Genomic DNA, 17,297 nt, shown 5'->3' on the forward strand with positions numbered 1-17,297 from the left:
GCAGGCTAAACAAGCACATTCAAGCTAGGCCTGTGCAAGCTAAGCCTGTGCAAGCTAAGCCTGTGGAAGCTAAGTATATGAAAAATCAGCTTTTACAATCCGGGCTGTACCAAATGCGTTTTTACAAAATAAGTTACTAAAAATAAGGCCGTTAACCTTACCCCTTTGGTCAACAAGGAGAAACCGATGTCCCAATCTCAACTCGGACTCAAGATAAATGGAAAAGATTACACCTTAGATGCCGATCCCAACATGCCCGTGCTCTGGGCTATCAGAGATCTCCTGGGGCTGACGGGCACCAAGTATGGCTGCGGCGCGGGGCTGTGCGGCGCCTGCACCATACATGTGGATGGCGAGCCCGCCAGGGCCTGTCTGACCAGCCTAAAGCAGGTACAGGGCAAGCGGGTGACCACTATCGAGGGGCTCAAGGCCGATGGCCTCAAGCAGGCGTGGCGCGACAACAACGTGCCCCAGTGTGGCTACTGTCAGGCGGGGCAACTCATGTCGGCGGCCGCCTTGCTGAGCCAGTATCCTCAGCCCGATGATACCCAGATCGAGGAGGCCATGGTGGGCAATCTCTGTCGCTGTGGCACCTATACCCGTATCAAGACGGCGATCAAACAGGCGAGTGCTACAGCCGAACGTGTAACTAGCACAAGGGAGGTGGAGGCATGAGTCAGTTCAGCGCGGTACAAAATTTTAGTCGCCGGGATGTGTTAAAGCTGTTTGGCGCCGCCGGTGGCGGCCTGGCCCTCGGTGGCAGCGGTCTCGCCTGGAGCCCGATGGCGCTGGCGCAAGACGGCGAGGCGCGCCTCAACCTGTTTATCGCCATAGGCGAGGATGACAAGGTGTATCTCACCTGTCACCGCTCCGAGATGGGGCAGGGGATCCGCACCGGTATTCCTCAGGTGTTGGCCGATGAACTGGGCGCCGATTGGGATAAGGTTGTGGTGGTGCAGGGGCTGGCCGATAAGCGTTACGGCAGTCAGAACACGGATGGCTCACGCAGCATACGCAAGGGCTTCGACAAGATGCGTGAGATGGGCGCCATGGCGCGTACCATGCTGGAGCAGGCCGCCGCCGAGCGCCTGAAGGTGCCGGTGGCCGAGCTGCAAACAGCCGATAACAAAGTGCATCACCAGGCCTCTGGTCGCAGCTTAAGCTTTGGCGAGCTGGCGATGGCGGCGGCTAAGTTGCCCCTGCCCGAGGTGAAAGGGCTGAAGCTCAAGTCCGCCAAGGCCTTTACCCATATCGGCAAGGGCCACACCATAGTCGACATGGAGGCGATATTAGACGGCAGCACCGAGTATGGTTTCGATATCCAGCTCGATAACATGCTCTATGCCAGCATAGTGCGTCCGCCCGTACTGGGCAGCAAGCTGGCCAAGCTTGACGACAAGGCCGCGAGAGCCGTTGCGGGTGTGGTGGATGTAGTAACCCTGCCTGGACATCAGGGCGCCCCAAGCTTCCAACCTTTAGGCGGCGTAGCCGTGCTGGCCACCAACTCCTGGAGTGCGGCCCAGGGACGTAAGGCGCTCGCCATCAGCTGGAGTGACTCGGCAAATGATGGGCACGATTCCGGCGCCTACCTTGCGCAGCTTAAGCAGGCGGTGCAAAAGCCTGGTAAGGCGGTGAGACAGCAGGGGGAGCAGACCCAGAGCTGGCCGGAGGATAAGACGATAGAGGCGGTCTACAGCGTGCCTTATCTGGCCCATGCCATGATGGAGCCGCCAGCGGCCGCCGCAAGTGTCACCGATAAGGGCGTGGAGATCTGGGCATCGACCCAGACGCCCCAGAGTGCTCAGGGCACAGTAGCAGCGGCGCTGGGGCTGAAGGCCGAACAGGTGACTGTGCATGTCACGCTGCTTGGCGGCGCCTTTGGTCGTAAGTCCAAGCCCGACTTCTGCGTCGAGGCGGCGCTGCTGTCTCGCCAGGCGGGGCGGCCGGTCAAGGTCTGCTGGAGCCGGGAGGATGAGCTGCAAAACGGCTACCTGCACGCCATCAGTGCCCAGTATTTCAAGGCCAGAATGGGCGACAAGGGGGTCGAGGCCATGCTGCAACGCACCGGCTTCCCCAGCATAAGTTCGACCTTCGCCGAGGGGGTGGATGAACCCAGCGCCTCAGAGTTGGATCTGGGTTTCGTCGATGTGCCACTGGCGATCGACAGCCTGCGCTGCGAGTCGGTAAAGGCCAGCGCCCATACCCGTATTGGCTGGATGCGCTCGGTGTGCAACATTCAGCATGGCTTCGGTATCGGGGTGTTTGTCGATGAGCTGGCGGTGAAACGCGACCTGGACATCTTTAGTATGTGGCGCGAGCTACTGGGCAAGGACAGGTTGGAGACATTTAGTGGCCAAGAGTTTAACTACGGTAACTATGGCGAGACACTTGAGCGTCACCCTGTGGACACCGCTCGCTATAAGGGGGTGATCTCAGCAGTGGAGCAGAAGGTGAAGCAACTGCCCAAGCCGAAGGCGGGGCAAGGCTGGGGCTTCGCGGTGCATCGCAGCTTTACCGCCTATGTGGCGGCTGCGAGCCTGGTGGAGGTGAGCGAAGATAAGCAGCTTAAGGTGCTCAAGACCATCATCGCCATCGACGCCGGTACCCTGGTTAACCCTGACAGGGTGGCCTCTCAGCTCGAAGGTGCGGTGATGTTTGGCTTGAGTATCGTCCTGATGGGGCGGATTAGCTTTAAGGATGGCCGGGTGGAGCAGTCTAATTTTCATGACTATCCGCTGCTGCGCCTGAGTCAATGCCCTGAGATAGAGACCATCTTAGTGCCATCTGAGGCGCCGCCGGCCGGGGTGGGCGAGCCTGGGGTGCCGCCCATTGCGCCCAGTATCGTCAACGCCATCTATGCTGCCAGTGGCGTGCGGATCCGCGATCTGCCCTTGAGCGATCATTTCAAGATCTAGTCGCTATCCATAGATACGCTGTAGACTATTAGAGCCAGTCGTTATATCGACTGGCTTTTTTATCACCACGCTTATGCCATTGTTAAGCGATTTTTTGTTCTTTTACTACAAATGGCGTCAAATTTTCAATTCAATAACATTTAATCCGGTTTATTTGGCCTAGATCCTGTTTTTGTCATTCATTTTGGAGTAATTTAACCAAAAATAATATTCCAATGTAATGAGGGGTCATACATGGAAAATCGTATGCAGGTCGCATTGTCTGCAGGGTTACTTGCTGCCGTTTGGGCAGGGGTCGCCGATGCATTTCACTTAGTCACTTGGGTTGGCTTTCTCGCGTGTAGCACCTTCTTCGCTCAGCCAAAGGCGGGTTTTCAAGGGGTACTGATGACTTGGTTCACCAATCTCTCCGGCGTGTTCTGGGCCTGGGTGGTGATTTCCGGTAGCAGTTATTTCGAGACGCCACTGGTGGGTTACCTGTTAACGGGTGTCGTCACCAGCCTGATGTGCCTGCAAGCCAGCTATCAGCGACTCGCCTTCATTCCTGGCGCCTTCATCGGCTGCTGCATCACCTTCGCCCTAGGCGGCGATCTGGCGGCCATCCTACCGCCGCTGGTTATCGGCGCGCTCCTGGGTTATGCCATGACGCTACTGACGGGGCAGATGGTGGCCTTTACCGCTAAGACCATACCCGCGATAAAGTTACGCCTAATCAAGGCTCAAGAATAAAAACTGTGCTTAACTTGATTTGGTAGAACCAAAGAAATCGTCAATTTAGTCTGATAAACAAGTGGGTTTCCATGAAAGCTATCCAGTTTAGAAAGATAGATGCCTTGCTGATCAAACTCAGCCTTAACGGTAAATTTTGGGTGGTCTGCACTATGGTGACGGCCATTACCCTGACCATCGCCTTGCTGAACTTAAACGCCGCCACCAACCAGCTGCATGCCGGGTCGGCGGCCAGGGTGCAGGCCAGCGTCGACAGCTATGCCAGGGTCGCCAGCCAGATGGGCTTAGAAGGCGAGGCGCTTGGGCGTTTTGCCCAGGATAACGGTCTGAGACTGGCATCGAGCGACGAGCAATCGCGCCGAGGCGACAATGTGACCGCCAGTGCAGCGGTCGCGGGGCAATATTTGCAGCTGAGCCAGGATGTCACCGCCTGGGAGGCCGAAGGCAAGCGCGATGCCTGGTGGATGCTGTGGGTAGCCTTGATCGCCCTCTATCCTCTGTATCAGCTAAGTTACTGGATCTCCACCTCACTAGGTGGTGGCCTGTGGGACATGTATATCGCCATTAAGCGGTTGGCCGACGGCGATCTCTCTTTTAGGCTGAATTTCTTTGGTAAGGATGACTTTAGCCTTATCGCCCGCGAGATCGATCGCAGCGCCGATAACATGAGCGAGATGGTCAAGGCCATAGGCAACAATGCCCAGACGCTGGCCAATGCCTCCGATGAGTTTAATCAGCAGGCGAAACAGAATGATGAGTTGGCACAGTTTCAGCATCAGTTTCTCGATACCGTCGCGGTGGCGATGGATCAGATGACCGCCGCCATCGAAGAGGTGTCCCATAATGCGGCCAACACCTCAGATCATACCAAGCATAATGCGACGGCCGCGGCCGACAGCAAGCAGCGGATCGCCGAGGCGGTGCGCCGTATCGGTCAGCTGACAGGCCAGATAGATGCGGCTTCCAGCGCGGTGGACCAGTTGTCGGGCAATGCCACTGAGATTGGCGCCGTGGTCACCACCATTAACGGCATCTCTGAGCAGACTAACCTGTTGGCGCTCAACGCGGCGATTGAGGCGGCGCGCGCCGGCGAGCAGGGCCGAGGCTTTGCCGTGGTGGCCGATGAGGTCCGTACCCTAGCCGGACGCACTCAGCAGGCGACGGTGGAGATCCAGTCGATGATCGAAGGCTTGCAGTCTGGCTCGGGCCAGTTGGCCGATATCACCCATGAGATTGTGGAGCAGGCCGAGCTTGGCCGATCCGCTATCGAGTCGGTCGGCAGCGACGTCGATACCATGGCCGATTCTATCGATCAGGTGTTCGATATGAGTTCGCAGATTGCCGCCTCGGCGGAGGAGCAGAGCGTGTCGGCGCGGGATATCGCCTCTCAGCTCAATGAGATCCGCGATCAGTCCCAGACCATCAAGGAGACCGCCGAGCGCTCGGTGATCCTGGCCAGTGAGTTGCAGCAGTCTTCGGCCGAGCTGGATGGGATCTTGTCACAGTACCGCTTGCAGTAGTTAAGGCGGCGATACTCAATAAAAAAAGGCGCTCGTGGCGCCTTTTTTTATTGCTGACTGAATTAGTCTTGGAAGCTGCTCCAGATAGGGGCATGGTCCGACGGTTTCTCGATACCGCGCAGATCATAATCTACGTCAGATTCGGTCAGGCGCTCCGCCAGAGACGGGGTCGCCAGGATCACGTCGATGCGTAGGCCACGGTTGTCGTCGAAGCCCTTGCTGCGATAGTCGAACCAGGAGTAGCGCTCGCTGCGCGCCGGATGCAGCTGACGGAAGGTGTCAATCAGTCCCCAGTCCAGCAGGGTTTGCAGCCACTGACGCTCTTCGGGCTGGAAGCTGCACTTGCCTGTCTTCAACCAACGCTTGGCGTTGGCTTCGCCGATGCCGATATCTAAATCGATAGGCGAGATGTTGATGTCGCCTATGATGGCGATATCTTCATCCGGGCTGTGATGCTGCTGCAGATACTGCATCAGATCTTGGTAGAACTTGCGCTTGGCCGGGTACTTGGTCTCATGGCTGATGTTCTCGCCCTGGGGAAAGTAGCCGTTAAGTACCGTCAGTTGACGGCCGTTGGCCTGGGTAAAAGTGCCCATGATCATTCGGCGCTGTGCCTCCTCATCATCTGTGGGGAAACCTTTCTGAACCTTGACCGGGGCCTGCTTAGAGAGCATGGCGACGCCATAGTGAGCCTTGCCGCCATGGTAGTGCACCTGATAGCCCATGGCCTCTACTTCGGCCAGCGGAAAGGCCTCGTCGTGCACCTTGGTCTCTTGCAGGCCAATGATATCCGGGCTGTGAGTGTCGATCAGCGCCTGTAGCTGATGCAGTCTGGCCCTGAGACCATTGATGTTAAATGAAACAATTTTCAAGAGCTTGCTTCCTAATATTGATGTTAAGGGAGTACGCGCTTAAAGGGTTTTACTATGACGCTCTGGTAGACACCGGCGGCTACATAAGGGTCTTGGTCTGCCCAGGCCTGGGCCGCTTCCAGTGAGTCGAACTCGGCAACCACTAGTGAGCCGGTGAAACCCGCTTCACCCGGGTTGTCGCTGTCGATGGCTGGATGTGGACCGGCGATCATCAGGCGACCCTCGTCAGACAGCGCCTGCAGGCGTGCCAGGTGGTCAGGACGGGCTTGAAGGCGTTTTTCTAAGCTGTTTTCAACATCTTGAGATGAGATCATGTACCACATTATTTGAGTTCCTTTTTATGTTCTTCAGGCATATGTTTGTAGAGGTAAACCACAGTGACTACTGTGTTGATCAGTGTCAGAGCCGTCAGGCCAAACACCTTGAAATTGACCCAGGTTTCCTGAGACAGGTTAAAGGCGACATAGATGTTCACCAGACCGCAGGCAAGGAAGAAGGTGACCCAGTACCAGGTGACCCGAGACCAGATCTTGTCGTCGACTATCAGCTCCTTGCCCAACATCCCCTTGAGGATAGGCTTATTCAGGTATTGACTCACGGCCAGCGCGGTGGCGAACAGGGCATAGACCACTGTCACTTTCCATTTGATAAAGGCATCGTCATGCAAGACTAAGGTGAGGGTGCCGAAGAAGCTCACCATGGCGAAGGTGATCAGGTGCATCTTTTCTATCTTCTTATAGAGGAGATAGGTGACGATCAACTGCAGTGCGGTGGCAGCTATCAGGGCGCCACTGGCGATATAGATGTCGAAAAACTTATAGACGGCGAAAAAGATCACCAGAGGGAGAAAGTCGAGCAGTTGTTTCATGTAGGCAAGTTCACCGAACAAGGAAGTAAGATGGCTGGCAGTGTAACATGCCTCTTGGGTAGGGCAAACGGTGCGGCGCGGTGAAACCGGCGCAAATGCGATGAAATTCCCTTAATCTGGGTTAGCGCACACACAGGTTTTATTGTCGCTGTTGCTCTTTTGGGCAATCACGCTGCAGGGATATTGTGGTTGTTTACTCTATGTTAATGATTATTGGTGATATTTTTGATTTACCTCAAATCTTGATGATTTTGAGACGCAGTTTTTTGTTAAAGCTTGTGTTACATTTTTGCAGATGATGCCAAGCTGTTTATGTGGGCCTTGGCGCATCACAGCAAGCAGTGAATTTCCTCCTGGGGGCGGGCGTACAGCATATGATAGTGGAACTGGATGTTTCGGAATTGACCGTTGGTATGTATGTGGTTGAGATCACTCAGCCCAAGGGTAAGTTTCAACTGGCGGAGCAGGGATGGATCACTAAACAACAGGTGATAGACGGATTTAAGCACAAAGGCATCGAAAAGTTATTGGTCGATGCCAGTAAGCGACGCGTGCCGCAAACCGCCCCCGCTCAGGAAAAGCAAGCTAGGCAGATAGCGTCTTCCGGGGCTGCAAAACAGACGCCTGGGCTTTTTAAACGGCGATTGACCGAGGCCAAGCAGTTGTTTAATGAGTCGAAGGCGATACAGAGACGCCTGTTCGACGATGCGCAAAACGGCGTGCCCCTGACCCTTGAACCGGTAAAACGGGTCACCGAGCAGTCTATCGAGGCGATATTTGATAATCCCGATGCGCTGGCCTGCGTGATCAACATACGCCATAAGGATCAGTATCTGCTGGAGCACTCGGTGGCCGTGTCTGTGCTGATGACGATTTTTGCCTGCTACCTCAAGATAGATAAAGAGATTGTGCGGGAGCTGGCGATCGGCGCCTTCTTACACGATGTGGGTAAGATCATGATCTCCCCCAGCATACTCGACAAGCCGGGTCGGTTAACGGCCGAGGAGTTCGAGGTGATGAAGACCCATGCCAATCACTCCATCAGTATCATAGAAAATACCCCCAACATCAGCCCCCTCAGCTTGGAGGTGGCCAGACTTCACCATGAGAAGCTTAACGGTAAGGGGTATCCTTTTGGCGTATCTGCCGAGGCGATCTCCCGTTACGGGCGGATGATTGCCATCTGTGACATCTTCGACGCCCTGACCGCCAATCGCTGTTACAAGGCGGGTTATCCTCAGGTGAAGGCCTTTAGCATCCTAAGGGCGCTAGGGGAAAATAATGAGCTGGACGGTGAATTGGTTGATCATTTCATCAAGTGTATGGGGGTCTATCCCGTGGGCTCACTGGTGCAGCTGGAGTCCAATCGTCTGGCGATTGTCGAGAGTCATAACCAGCATGATCCCATTCGTCCCAATGTGAAGCCTTTTTACTGCCTCAATCCCAATCACTTCGAGGTCTCGGCCAATATCGATTTGGCGGCGATGCGCGATGACATCATAGTGAAGAATGTGCGCGCCGATGATTTCGATCTCAATATGGATGAGATCATCGAGTTTCTCTCCCACGAGGGCTAGGGCCTGTTTATCTTTCAGGTTTAATTTTTGTTCGATCTAAACGCGTTTTGCTCAAGGCGCATGCTGTGCGGCATAGTTATTCTATGTAAATAGCAGGCAACAAAGGGCAAGGCGCGTTTAGATGAACCCTTCGGGCAGCTTTTGTAGGCCATTTCTACGGCGTTATTGCCCGCTCATGTAGAATAACTACACTATACGGACTCTGCCTAGTATAAATAACCTACAAAATGCTGCAGAAACAAACAGGAAAGGTCAACAGGCCCTAGGGCTGTGCTATTGAAAGCCGAGGTGATTCAATTGCAGTTCGAACTCTCCGGCCTGGCCTTCGCCAATCAGCAGGCCGACGGCGACTAGCTGGGTGAAATCTGGATGAGGGCGATCTGGATAGTCGCTGCCGCGAAAGGTCTCGATAAAGTCCTCAGGCGCAAATGACCAGTGTTGCTCCTTAGCCGTCTGGGTCGCAAAGTTGGCCTTGTATCCCACCAATTGCCCCTGTTTGAGCACTTTTAGCCTGAGCTGATAGCGCTTGCCATCGCCCAGGGCCGAAAGGTTTATTCGATTTGGGCTGCCTTGCTGCACCAGGTGTTGCTCTTCCTGGTTCAGGGTGCGTGACACCGAGGCAAAGCCGCCGTTGTTTTCCAAAGACACCTTGCCGCTAAATCGCAGCTTATGGGGTTGCCCCTCGCCGACGACTTCACTTAACTGACTCTGGGAACGGCCGCCCATCACGCCGTCGTTGATGATCTGCCAGTGGCCGGGGTGACTCAATAAGGCTAGTGTGTGCATCTTAGTCTCGGCTCCTTGGGTTGTAATAAGGCTCATGGGTAGCAGGATACTCGCCAGTGACAGGCTGCCAACGAGGTGAGCTAGGCGCATAGCGAGATGGAGGGCAGGGCCCTATGCAGCGCCATCAGATCTTTGAAGATGAAACTGGCGCCGTGCTGCTCGCCATAGGATCGTTGCGCGGTGAGCAGTACCGATGGCATGCCTGCTCGCTTGGCGGCCTGGATATCATAGTGATGGTCGCCGACATAGGCTATCTGTTGTGGCGGCAGCTGCCAGGCCTTCGCTAGTGCCAGCAGACAGCTGGGATCGGGCTTGGCCGGGCCATCGTCGCGGCTGTAGATGAGGTCTATCGGTAGCTTGCAGCGCTCTATCTTTAACTCGGCGGCGTGGCGACTATTGCGAGTGACTATGGCCGTTGGGATCTGTTGCAGGAGTAAGAAATCCAGCAGGGCTAATGCGCCGGTTAGCGCCTCGGCACTGATAGCGTCCAGGTGCTCTGCCCGTGTGATGATCTCGTGCGCCTCGGCCGAGCGCATCGATGGCAGCTGCCTCACGAAGGCGAGAATATCCTGATCTAAAGGGCAACCAACCGCCTGCTTGAGCGCCTTAAAGTCGAGCGAGCTGCTCACCAAGGTGCCGTCGAGATCGAAGATCACTCCCTTAAACAAGTTGTCAAAGCTTTGCATGGCGCGTCCTTATGTAAATTGGCGATGCGGGCTACTGGTTTTTGCAAAGTAGCGGTTAACAGATGGCCGTAAAAAAACGCTTTTAGCGCAATAGAGTAAGTATAGGCCTTGGCCACCTATTGCTCCTGTTACTGTAAATCGTGTTCAGCATTAAAGGGTCTGAGGATAAGTGTTAGATCTATATCCATCAGCTTGGAATATTTGGGCTAGATGGGTGGCTGTAAGCGTTACGGCGACAAGTGATGAAAGGATCAGTGCTATGGCCATGATGGATAAAAAAAAATCCCCGCACGGGGCGGGGATGGTAATGCATCTTCTGAGCTGTCTGGTGTGAAACTTAAGCTTAGGTTGCCGCTTTCATCTCGCGGGTGAACTTGCCTAAGGCGCCGAGCAAGGCCTGCTCATCGTCTTGATGGGCCTCGATGATCTTCACCACGGCCGAGCCCGAGATGGCGCCCGCCGCACCCGAGGCGATGGCGGCCTCTACCTGAGCCGGCTCTGCGATACCGAAGCCCAATATGGGCGGCGGCGCATCGAAGGCTTTGAGTTGGGCCAGGATGTCATCCAGCGGCATGCCTGCCTTAGACTCAGTGCCGGTTACCCCGGCGCGAGAGAGCAGATAGGTGTAACCCTGACCCTGCTCCGCCACCTGGCGTAGCGTCTGCTCATCGCCGTTAGGCGGCGCGATAAAGATAGGGGCGATGTCGTGGGCCTTGGCCGCGGCAATGAAGGGGGCAGCCTCTTCAACTGGCACGTCGGCGATCAGCACAGAATCCACGCCGGCGGCCTTGGCCTTGGCATAGAAGGCTTCCACCCCGTTGGCATAAACCAGGTTGGCATACAGCAGCAGGCCGATGGGCAGCTCTGGGTATTTGGCGCGCACCGCTGCGATGATCTCGAAGCAGGCGCCCGGCGTGGTGCCTGCGGCTAAGGCGCGCAAATTTGCCCCCTGGATCACTGGGCCATCGGCGAGGGGATCGGAGAAGGGAAAGCCCAGCTCCAGCGCGTCGGCGCCATTCTCTACCAGGGTCTCGATGATCTTCAGTGACAATGCTCTGTTGGGGTCGCCTATGGTAACGAAGGGCACAAATGCACCGCGGTTATTGGCTTCTAGTGCGGCAAATGCTGCCTGATAACGGTTACTCATTGCCGCTCTCCTCGTCGGTGGTTTGTTGCTTTTCTAAGATATCGGCCACGGTGAAGATATCCTTGTCGCCACGGCCAGACAGGTTAACCACTAACAGGGTCTCCTCTGTGGCAGCTTCGGCCAGCTTGATGGCATAGGCCAGCGCATGGGCCGATTCCAGCGCGGGGATGATCCCTTCGCTGCGCGCCAGTAGCTGGAAGGCGGCGAGTGCCTCATCATCTGTGGCCGACTCATAGGTGGCACGGCCGGTTGCCGCCAGATGGGCGTGCTGCGGGCCCACCGATGGGAAGTCTAACCCGGCAGAGATGGAGTAAGACTCTTCAATCTGCCCCTCTTTGTCTTGCATCAGCGGCGCCTTCATGCCAAAGAAGATCCCCGTCTTACCGTGTTTGAGGGGTGCGCCATGTTTGGGGGTGTCTATGCCGAGGCCTGCAGGCTCGACACCGATTAATTTTACCGATGGCTCGTCGATAAAGTCGGCAAACATGCCGATGGCGTTTGAACCGCCGCCGACACAGGCGATCACCGCATCGGGCAGGCGACCTTCACGCTCGAGGATCTGCGCCTTGGTCTCTTCGCCTATCATGCGCTGAAATTCACGCACTATGGTGGGGAAGGGGTGTGGCCCTGCGGCAGTGCCTAGCAGGTAGTGAGCCTTGTCGTAGCTGGCGGACCAGTCGCGCATCGCCTCGTTACAGGCATCTTTCAGGGTGGCTGAGCCTGAGGTGACAGGGATCACCTCGGCGCCCATCAGACGCATACGGAACACGTTGGGGGACTGACGCTCGACGTCTTTGGCGCCCATGTAGACCTTGCACTTCAACCCAAGCAGGGCGCAGGCCAGCGCCGTGGCGACACCGTGCTGTCCGGCGCCGGTCTCGGCGATGATCTCTTTCTTGCCCATGCGCTTGCCAGCAGCACCTGTCCCAGCACCTGGTTGGTCTTGTGGGCACCGCCATGGAGCAGATCTTCACGCTTGAGGTAGATCTTCACCAAGGGGTTGGGGCTGAGGTTACGGGTCAAGGTGAGGGCGGTCGGTCTGCCGGCATAGTTTTTCAGCAGGTCGGTAAACTCGGCCTGAAAGCTCAGATCGTTTTGCGCCTCGACAAAGGCGGCCTCCAGCTGCTTGAGGGCGGGCATCAGGATTTGCGGAACAAACATGCCGCCATATTCGCCGAAATAAGGGTCCAGCTTAGTCATCATAAAGCTCTCTCTATAGGGCGGCGCCATATATGCGCCGCAAAAGGTTAATATTTTCTCAAGGCCGTGAAGGTTAGCGCGATCAACTCAGCATCTTTGATGCCGGGCGCCGACTCTAGGCCAGAATTAAAGTCCAGACCGAAGAAGCCCTGCCTGGCGGCGTCGAAGGCGTTGCCTGCGTTAAGCCCGCCGGCCAACATGGCGCTCGCCTTTTCGGGCAATTGTTGCTGCCAGTTAAAGGCCTGACCTGTACCGCCAAATTGCACGCCGTTTGGCGCCTGTGTCTTGCTGTCGTAGAGCAGGCGATCGGCATTGGCTGGCGTAACGGGAACCTGGCTATCGTCGCTATCGACACTGATGGCCACCGCTTTCCAGATCTGGGTCTGGCAATCAAGTTCGTTTAGCTTGAGTCTGAGCTGATCGATATCGTATTCGCTCTCCTTGCCGTGAAGCTGCACGGCGAAGAGATTGAGGCGTTTGGCCAGCTCGGCAATGGTGCCCGGCGCTTCGTTTACGAATACGCCGACGAAGTTGAGCGCCTTACCTGTGCTTCGCTGTTGCTTGACCAGGCTTAGCGCCTGCTCTGGGCTGACATAGCGGGGTGATTTCTCGGCGAAGATCAGGCCGCCATAGATGGCGCCCGCCTCGGCTACGGCGCGCACATCTTCGATGCGGGTCAAGCCGCAGACCTTGTTGTGACCCAGGGTGAGCGTGCGACAGGCGAGATCCAGATCTGGCTCGGCCATCAAGGAGCTGCCCACAAGGAAGCCATCGACAAGCGGGCTCAGGCGTCTCACCTGCTGCTGAGTGTAGATCCCCGATTCGCTGACCACCACGCGGTCGGCCGGGATATGCGGCGCAAGCGCCTCCGTGGTCGCCAGATCTGTGGTGAGATCCCTCAGGTTACGATTGTTAATCCCTATGATGGCGGCATCCAGCGCGATGGCGCGATTGAGCTCCTCTTCGTTACTGACCTCGGTCAGCACATCCAGTTGGTACTGTGCGGCTAGGCTCGCGAGCTGTTGATAGCGCTCATCATCGAGCACAGACAGCATCAGCAAAATGGCATCGGCGCCTTGATGGGCAGCCAGTTTCACCTGGTAGGGATCGACGAAGAAGTCTTTACATAAGATGGGCTGAGTCACCCGGGCACGCACCTTTGGCAGGTAATCCATGTCGCCCTGAAAAAACTGCTCGTCGGTCAGCACCGAGATGGCGGCGGCGTAATGCAGGTAGACATCGGCAATGGCTTCGACATTAAAGTCTTGTCTGATAAGCCCTTTTGACGGGCTGGCCTTCTTGCACTCGAAGATGAAGCCGGCGTTGGGTGCCTTGAGGGCCTGGTACAGGCTGCGATCCGACTGCTTTGGCGCTAGCGATGCCTCGGGAAAGCGCTGCTTGAGGGCGGCAATATGGGCCGGTTTGGTGTCGACGATACGGGTCAGCACATTGCTGATTGTCGATGAACTGTCGACTGGGTTGTTTACGCTCGCTTGCATCAGTTACTTCCTTGCTGGTCACTTTGGCTCGCGCTAGCAAGCTGCTGGAGTAGGGTGTATGCCTTGCCGCTGGCGAGGGTATCGAGTGCCAGCGCCGTGCCTTGCTGTGGGCTGTCACAGCAGCCAGCCACATAGAGGGCGCAGCCCGCATTTGCCGCTACCGCCTCAGTGTGCGCCAATTCCCCTTTGCCTTGCAATATGGCGCGGGTGATTTCGGCGTTTTCGGCAGGGCCTGCACCGGCCAGATCAGTTATTTGCGCGCGGCTGAGTCCCAAAGCTTCGGGTGAGAGGTAATATTCGATTATCTCGCCCTGTTTTAACTCACATACTAAAGTCTCGCCATGAACCGCCACTTCATCCAAGCCGCTACCATGCACCACCATGGCGCGTTTGACATCCAGCGCCTTGAGCACGTCGCAGATAGGACGCACCAGCATCTGATCATAGACGCCAAGTAACATATAGTCGGGGCGAGCCGGATTGATGAGGGGCCCGAGCAGGTTAAACAGGGTGCGGGTCTTTAGTGCCTGACGTACCGGCACCGCATGGCGCACGCCGCCGTGGTAGTGGGGGGCAAACAGGAAGCAGAGGCCCAGTTCGTCGAGACAGTCTCTGGCGGTCTCCGGTGCCATGGTGAGATCTATGCCAAACTGCGCCAGCAGATCCGACGAGCCCGACTTGCTCGACACGCTTCGATTGCCGTGCTTGGCGACCTTGGCTCCCGCCGCCGCAGCCACAAAGGCTGAGGTGGTCGAGATATTGATGGTGTTATGGCCGTCACCGCCGGTGCCGACGATATCCACTATGCCCTGGGAGCGCGTGGCCTCGCTGGGGGCGGGAAAGGTCTTGGCGGCCTGCAGCAGCGCATCGGCCGCGCCTGAGATCTCATCTATGGTCTCGCCGCGCATCTTCATCGCCACTAACATGCCTGCCATGGCAACCGGGTCCATCTTGCCTGCCACTATCTCGCTAAACAGTGCCTTGGTCTCTTCTCGGCTGATGGATTGTCCCTGATAGAGGCTGTCGAAAATCGGCTGTAGTTCACTCATTACAATACTCCTTGGCCGCGGCTTAACTGGGCGTCTTGGGTCAGGTAGGTCAACGTCTGTGTCAGCAGCTGGCTGCCGAGTGTGGTCAGGATTGACTCGGGGTGGAACTGAAAGCCCACCGCTTTTACGGTTTTATGGGAGATGGCCATGGGCATCTCGTCTGTGGTGGCGATCACCTCGAGGCAGTCGGGCACTTTGGTGGCCACCAGACTGTGATAACGGGCGACAGGGAGCGGCGAGGGCAGGCCGGCCAAGATCCCCTGGCCGTTGTGCTCGGTTGGGCTGGCCTTGCCATGGACCACCTGTTTGGCGCGTTCCACCTTGCCGCCGAAATGCTCGATCATCGCCTGGTGACCGAGGCAGATCCCCAGCATAGGCACCTTGCCAGCCAAGAGATCGATGAGGGCCATCAGGCAGCCCGCCTCATGGGGGGCCCCCGGGCCGGGCGATAACACCAGCGCCGCCTTGCCTTGCTCTTGTAGCAGCTTGTCGGCAATAAACTGGGCGTCTAAGTCGTTGCGGTAGATCACCACCTCGAAACCCAGGCTGCGGAACTGATCCACCAGGTTGTAGGTAAAAGAGTCGAAATTATCCAATAGGTAGAGCTTCATTGTCCGCCTCCCATCTTGATGGCTGATATGACCGCCTGGGCCTTCTGGCGGGTCTCGTCGGCTTCGGCCTGGGGGTCTGAGTCGTAGACCACGCCGGCGCCGGCCTGAATATGGGCCTGGCCATCTTTTACGAAGGCGGAGCGGATCACTATGCAGGTGTCCATGTCGCCCAGGCCATTGAGATAGCCCACGGCGCCGCCATAGCTGCCGCGGCGGGCCTTTTCGGCGCCGCGGATAAGCTGCGCCGCGCTAACCTTAGGGGCGCCGGTGAGTGTGCCCATGTTCATGCAGGCCTGATAGGCGTGTAGGGCATCGAGATCGGCTCTCAGCTGGCCTGTCACCCGGCTGACCAGGTGCATCACGTGGGAGTAGCGGTCGACCTTGAGTAGCTCGGCTACTTTACGTGTGCCGCTTTGGCTGATGCGGGCCACATCGTTACGGGCCAGATCCACCAACATCAGGTGTTCGGACAACTCTTTCTTGTCCAGGCGCAGCTCCAGCTCGATACGGCTGTCGAGATCGAAGTCGATATCGCCATTCGCCGTCTTACCGCGCTTGCGGGTACCTGCGATGGGATAGATCTCGACCTGATTGGTGCTGGCCTCATACTTGAGGGCACTCTCTGGCGAGGCGCCAAACAGGGTAAAGTCATCGCCGCGAAAGTAGAACATGTAGGGGCTGGGGTTGGTTTCTCTGAGGGCGCGGTAGGCGCCCAGTGGGCTCGGGCAGGGAAGGCTAAAGCTGCGCGAAGGCACCACCTGGAAGATGTCGCCGGCGACGATGTGAGACTTAAGATCTGTCACTATGGTCTTGAACGCTTCATCGGAAACATTGACCTCGGCTTCGCAATCGACAGGAGATAGTGGCGCTACCTCAGGAAGCGAGCCGCAGGCTTGACTGAGCTGGGCGCGCCGCTCGGCCAGTGTCGCCGCGACTAATGATGTCTTAACATCGGCCTGCTGGGTAAAATCATGGCTGATGATGTCGGCGCTGCGGGTTTGGTGATCCACCAGAATAAGGGTTTCCGCCAGATAGAAGAGATAGTCGGGGCAGGTATTGGCGCTTTGGTTCACCTTGGGCAGCGGCTCTACCGTGTCGATAAGATCGAACGCCAGCACGCCGCCGAGAAACAGGCTCTCGAACTGGGCATCATCGCCCATGTCGATATGCTTTATCAGGCTGCGCAGGCCATCTAGCGGTGAGGTCGACTTTAATCTGGCATCTTCATCCAGTAGGCCTGCATCCTTTTGCAGGGTAAGGGTTAAGGTCTTGCCTTCAAGTTGACGCTCGTCGCTGCCGAAGAAGCGGGCGATGGGGGCGAGTAGCGCCTGACCATTGTCGCTTAGCGCGCTGAAGCTGAGCTGATAACCTTCACAACGTATGGCCAGGGCGGCGTGGGTCATGATGATGCTCTTGAGGTGATCCTTACTGTCTATCTCAGCCGATTCCAGCAACATGGTATGTGCCGCATCTTGCGTCAGGTGCTGATACAGCTGGAGAGGATCGTCATGATAGGTGATCCGCTCCTTTATGGTGTTGACGCTGGCCAGAAACTCTTGCCCCATATTTGCGCTCCTACTTGCCGGTAGTGGACTAACTCGATTGTTTGTTTGGGTTAGTCGTGTATAAATCTATTAATAAAATTAGGCGATTAAATGCAAAAAGCCCGCATCAAGTGCGGGCTTTTTGTTTAAATCTTGTCTCTTTTACATGAGCACAGAAATTCACACCACCCGCTAAGTTGGGAAGTGCCACCACCAGTTGATGTTGTTGAATTGCTGTATCGTCATTTCAGTACTTAACTCATGTGAAAGTAAAATCTTGTTGATGGCTATATA

General features: G+C 56.5%; 15 protein-coding genes and 1 pseudogene. 5 read left to right on the forward strand and 11 right to left on the reverse strand.

All coding sequences use genetic code 11. The features are described from left to right. Positions 1-186: 186 nt before the first annotated feature. The 4 genes from DB48_RS14715 (at position 187) to DB48_RS14730 (ending at position 5,164) form a co-directional block, all read left to right on the forward strand. Complete coding sequence (locus tag DB48_RS14715; RefSeq protein ID WP_041510990.1) at positions 187-675, forward strand: (2Fe-2S)-binding protein; 489 nt, start codon at positions 187-189, stop codon at positions 673-675. Next, positions 672-2,915: a xanthine dehydrogenase family protein molybdopterin-binding subunit gene (locus tag DB48_RS14720; RefSeq protein ID WP_041510991.1), complete on the forward strand. Its 2,244-nt coding sequence runs from the start codon at positions 672-674 to the stop codon at positions 2,913-2,915. Before DB48_RS14715 ends, DB48_RS14720 begins: the two co-directional genes overlap by 4 nt. A 234-nt stretch (positions 2,916-3,149) precedes the next feature. Next, positions 3,150-3,644 (forward strand): DUF1097 domain-containing protein, encoded by a 495-nt coding sequence (locus DB48_RS14725; protein WP_041510992.1) that lies wholly within the window; start codon positions 3,150-3,152, stop codon positions 3,642-3,644. 71 nt (positions 3,645-3,715) lie between these two features. After that, positions 3,716-5,164, forward strand: a complete 1,449-nt coding sequence (locus DB48_RS14730; RefSeq protein WP_041510993.1) for a methyl-accepting chemotaxis protein — start codon at positions 3,716-3,718, stop codon at positions 5,162-5,164. Between the two features lie 62 nt (positions 5,165-5,226). Here the strand turns inward: DB48_RS14730 and xthA are convergent, their stop codons facing one another. The 3 genes from xthA to DB48_RS14745 are packed head-to-tail and all read right to left on the reverse strand — an operon-like array spanning position 5,227 to position 6,904. Next, positions 5,227-6,036 (reverse strand): exodeoxyribonuclease III, encoded by an 810-nt coding sequence (gene xthA, locus DB48_RS14735; protein WP_041510994.1) that lies wholly within the window; start codon positions 6,034-6,036, stop codon positions 5,227-5,229. A 23-nt stretch (positions 6,037-6,059) separates the two neighbouring features. Further along, positions 6,060-6,359: a YciI family protein gene (locus DB48_RS14740; protein ID WP_041510995.1), complete on the reverse strand. Its 300-nt coding sequence runs from the start codon at positions 6,357-6,359 to the stop codon at positions 6,060-6,062. After that, positions 6,359-6,904, reverse strand: coding sequence for a septation protein A (locus tag DB48_RS14745; RefSeq protein WP_041511106.1), 546 nt, complete (start codon positions 6,902-6,904; stop codon positions 6,359-6,361). The genes DB48_RS14740 and DB48_RS14745 overlap by 1 nt, the downstream gene beginning before the upstream one ends. A gap of 374 nt (positions 6,905-7,278) precedes the next feature. Between DB48_RS14745 and DB48_RS14750 the strand changes: the two genes are divergently transcribed. Next, positions 7,279-8,481: an HD-GYP domain-containing protein gene (locus DB48_RS14750; protein WP_041510996.1), complete on the forward strand. Its 1,203-nt coding sequence runs from the start codon at positions 7,279-7,281 to the stop codon at positions 8,479-8,481. 273 nt (positions 8,482-8,754) lie between these two features. On the opposite strand, the gene DB48_RS14755 is transcribed toward DB48_RS14750, so the two are convergent. The 8 genes and pseudogenes from DB48_RS14755 to DB48_RS14790 form a co-directional block, all read right to left on the reverse strand. Then, positions 8,755-9,267 carry a CIA30 family protein gene (locus DB48_RS14755; RefSeq protein WP_160290153.1) on the reverse strand — a complete coding sequence of 171 codons (513 nt, stop codon included), beginning with the start codon at positions 9,265-9,267 and terminating at the stop codon, positions 8,755-8,757. A gap of 80 nt (positions 9,268-9,347) precedes the next feature. Further along, complete coding sequence (locus tag DB48_RS14760; protein ID WP_041510997.1) at positions 9,348-9,953, reverse strand: HAD family hydrolase; 606 nt, start codon at positions 9,951-9,953, stop codon at positions 9,348-9,350. A gap of 343 nt (positions 9,954-10,296) precedes the next feature. Beyond that, positions 10,297-11,100 (reverse strand): tryptophan synthase subunit alpha, encoded by an 804-nt coding sequence (trpA, locus tag DB48_RS14765; RefSeq protein WP_041510998.1) that lies wholly within the window; start codon positions 11,098-11,100, stop codon positions 10,297-10,299. Next, a pseudogene (trpB, locus tag DB48_RS14770) lies at positions 11,093-12,300 on the reverse strand (tryptophan synthase subunit beta). The gene trpA and the pseudogene trpB overlap by 8 nt, the downstream one beginning before the upstream one ends. Before the next feature lie 47 nt (positions 12,301-12,347). Further along, positions 12,348-13,799 (reverse strand): bifunctional indole-3-glycerol-phosphate synthase TrpC/phosphoribosylanthranilate isomerase TrpF, encoded by a 1,452-nt coding sequence (gene trpCF, locus DB48_RS14775; RefSeq protein WP_041510999.1) that lies wholly within the window; start codon positions 13,797-13,799, stop codon positions 12,348-12,350. Then, on the reverse strand, positions 13,799-14,848 hold the full coding sequence (gene trpD / locus DB48_RS14780; protein WP_041511000.1) for an anthranilate phosphoribosyltransferase: 1,050 nt from the start codon (positions 14,846-14,848) through the stop codon (positions 13,799-13,801). Before trpD ends, trpCF begins: the two co-directional genes overlap by 1 nt. Continuing rightward, the gene (locus DB48_RS14785) at positions 14,848-15,459 is read right to left on the reverse strand and encodes an aminodeoxychorismate/anthranilate synthase component II (protein WP_041511001.1); all 612 of its coding nucleotides are present in this window, start codon (positions 15,457-15,459) and stop codon (positions 14,848-14,850) included. The genes trpD and DB48_RS14785 overlap by 1 nt, the downstream gene beginning before the upstream one ends. Continuing rightward, on the reverse strand, positions 15,456-17,024 hold the full coding sequence (locus DB48_RS14790; RefSeq protein ID WP_041511002.1) for an anthranilate synthase component 1: 1,569 nt from the start codon (positions 17,022-17,024) through the stop codon (positions 15,456-15,458). The genes DB48_RS14785 and DB48_RS14790 overlap by 4 nt, the downstream gene beginning before the upstream one ends. Between the last annotated feature and the right edge of the window lie 273 nt (positions 17,025-17,297).

The sequence above is a fragment of the Shewanella sp. cp20 genome, from assembly GCF_000832025.1.
Classification (GTDB): Bacteria; Pseudomonadota; Gammaproteobacteria; order Enterobacterales; family Shewanellaceae; genus Shewanella.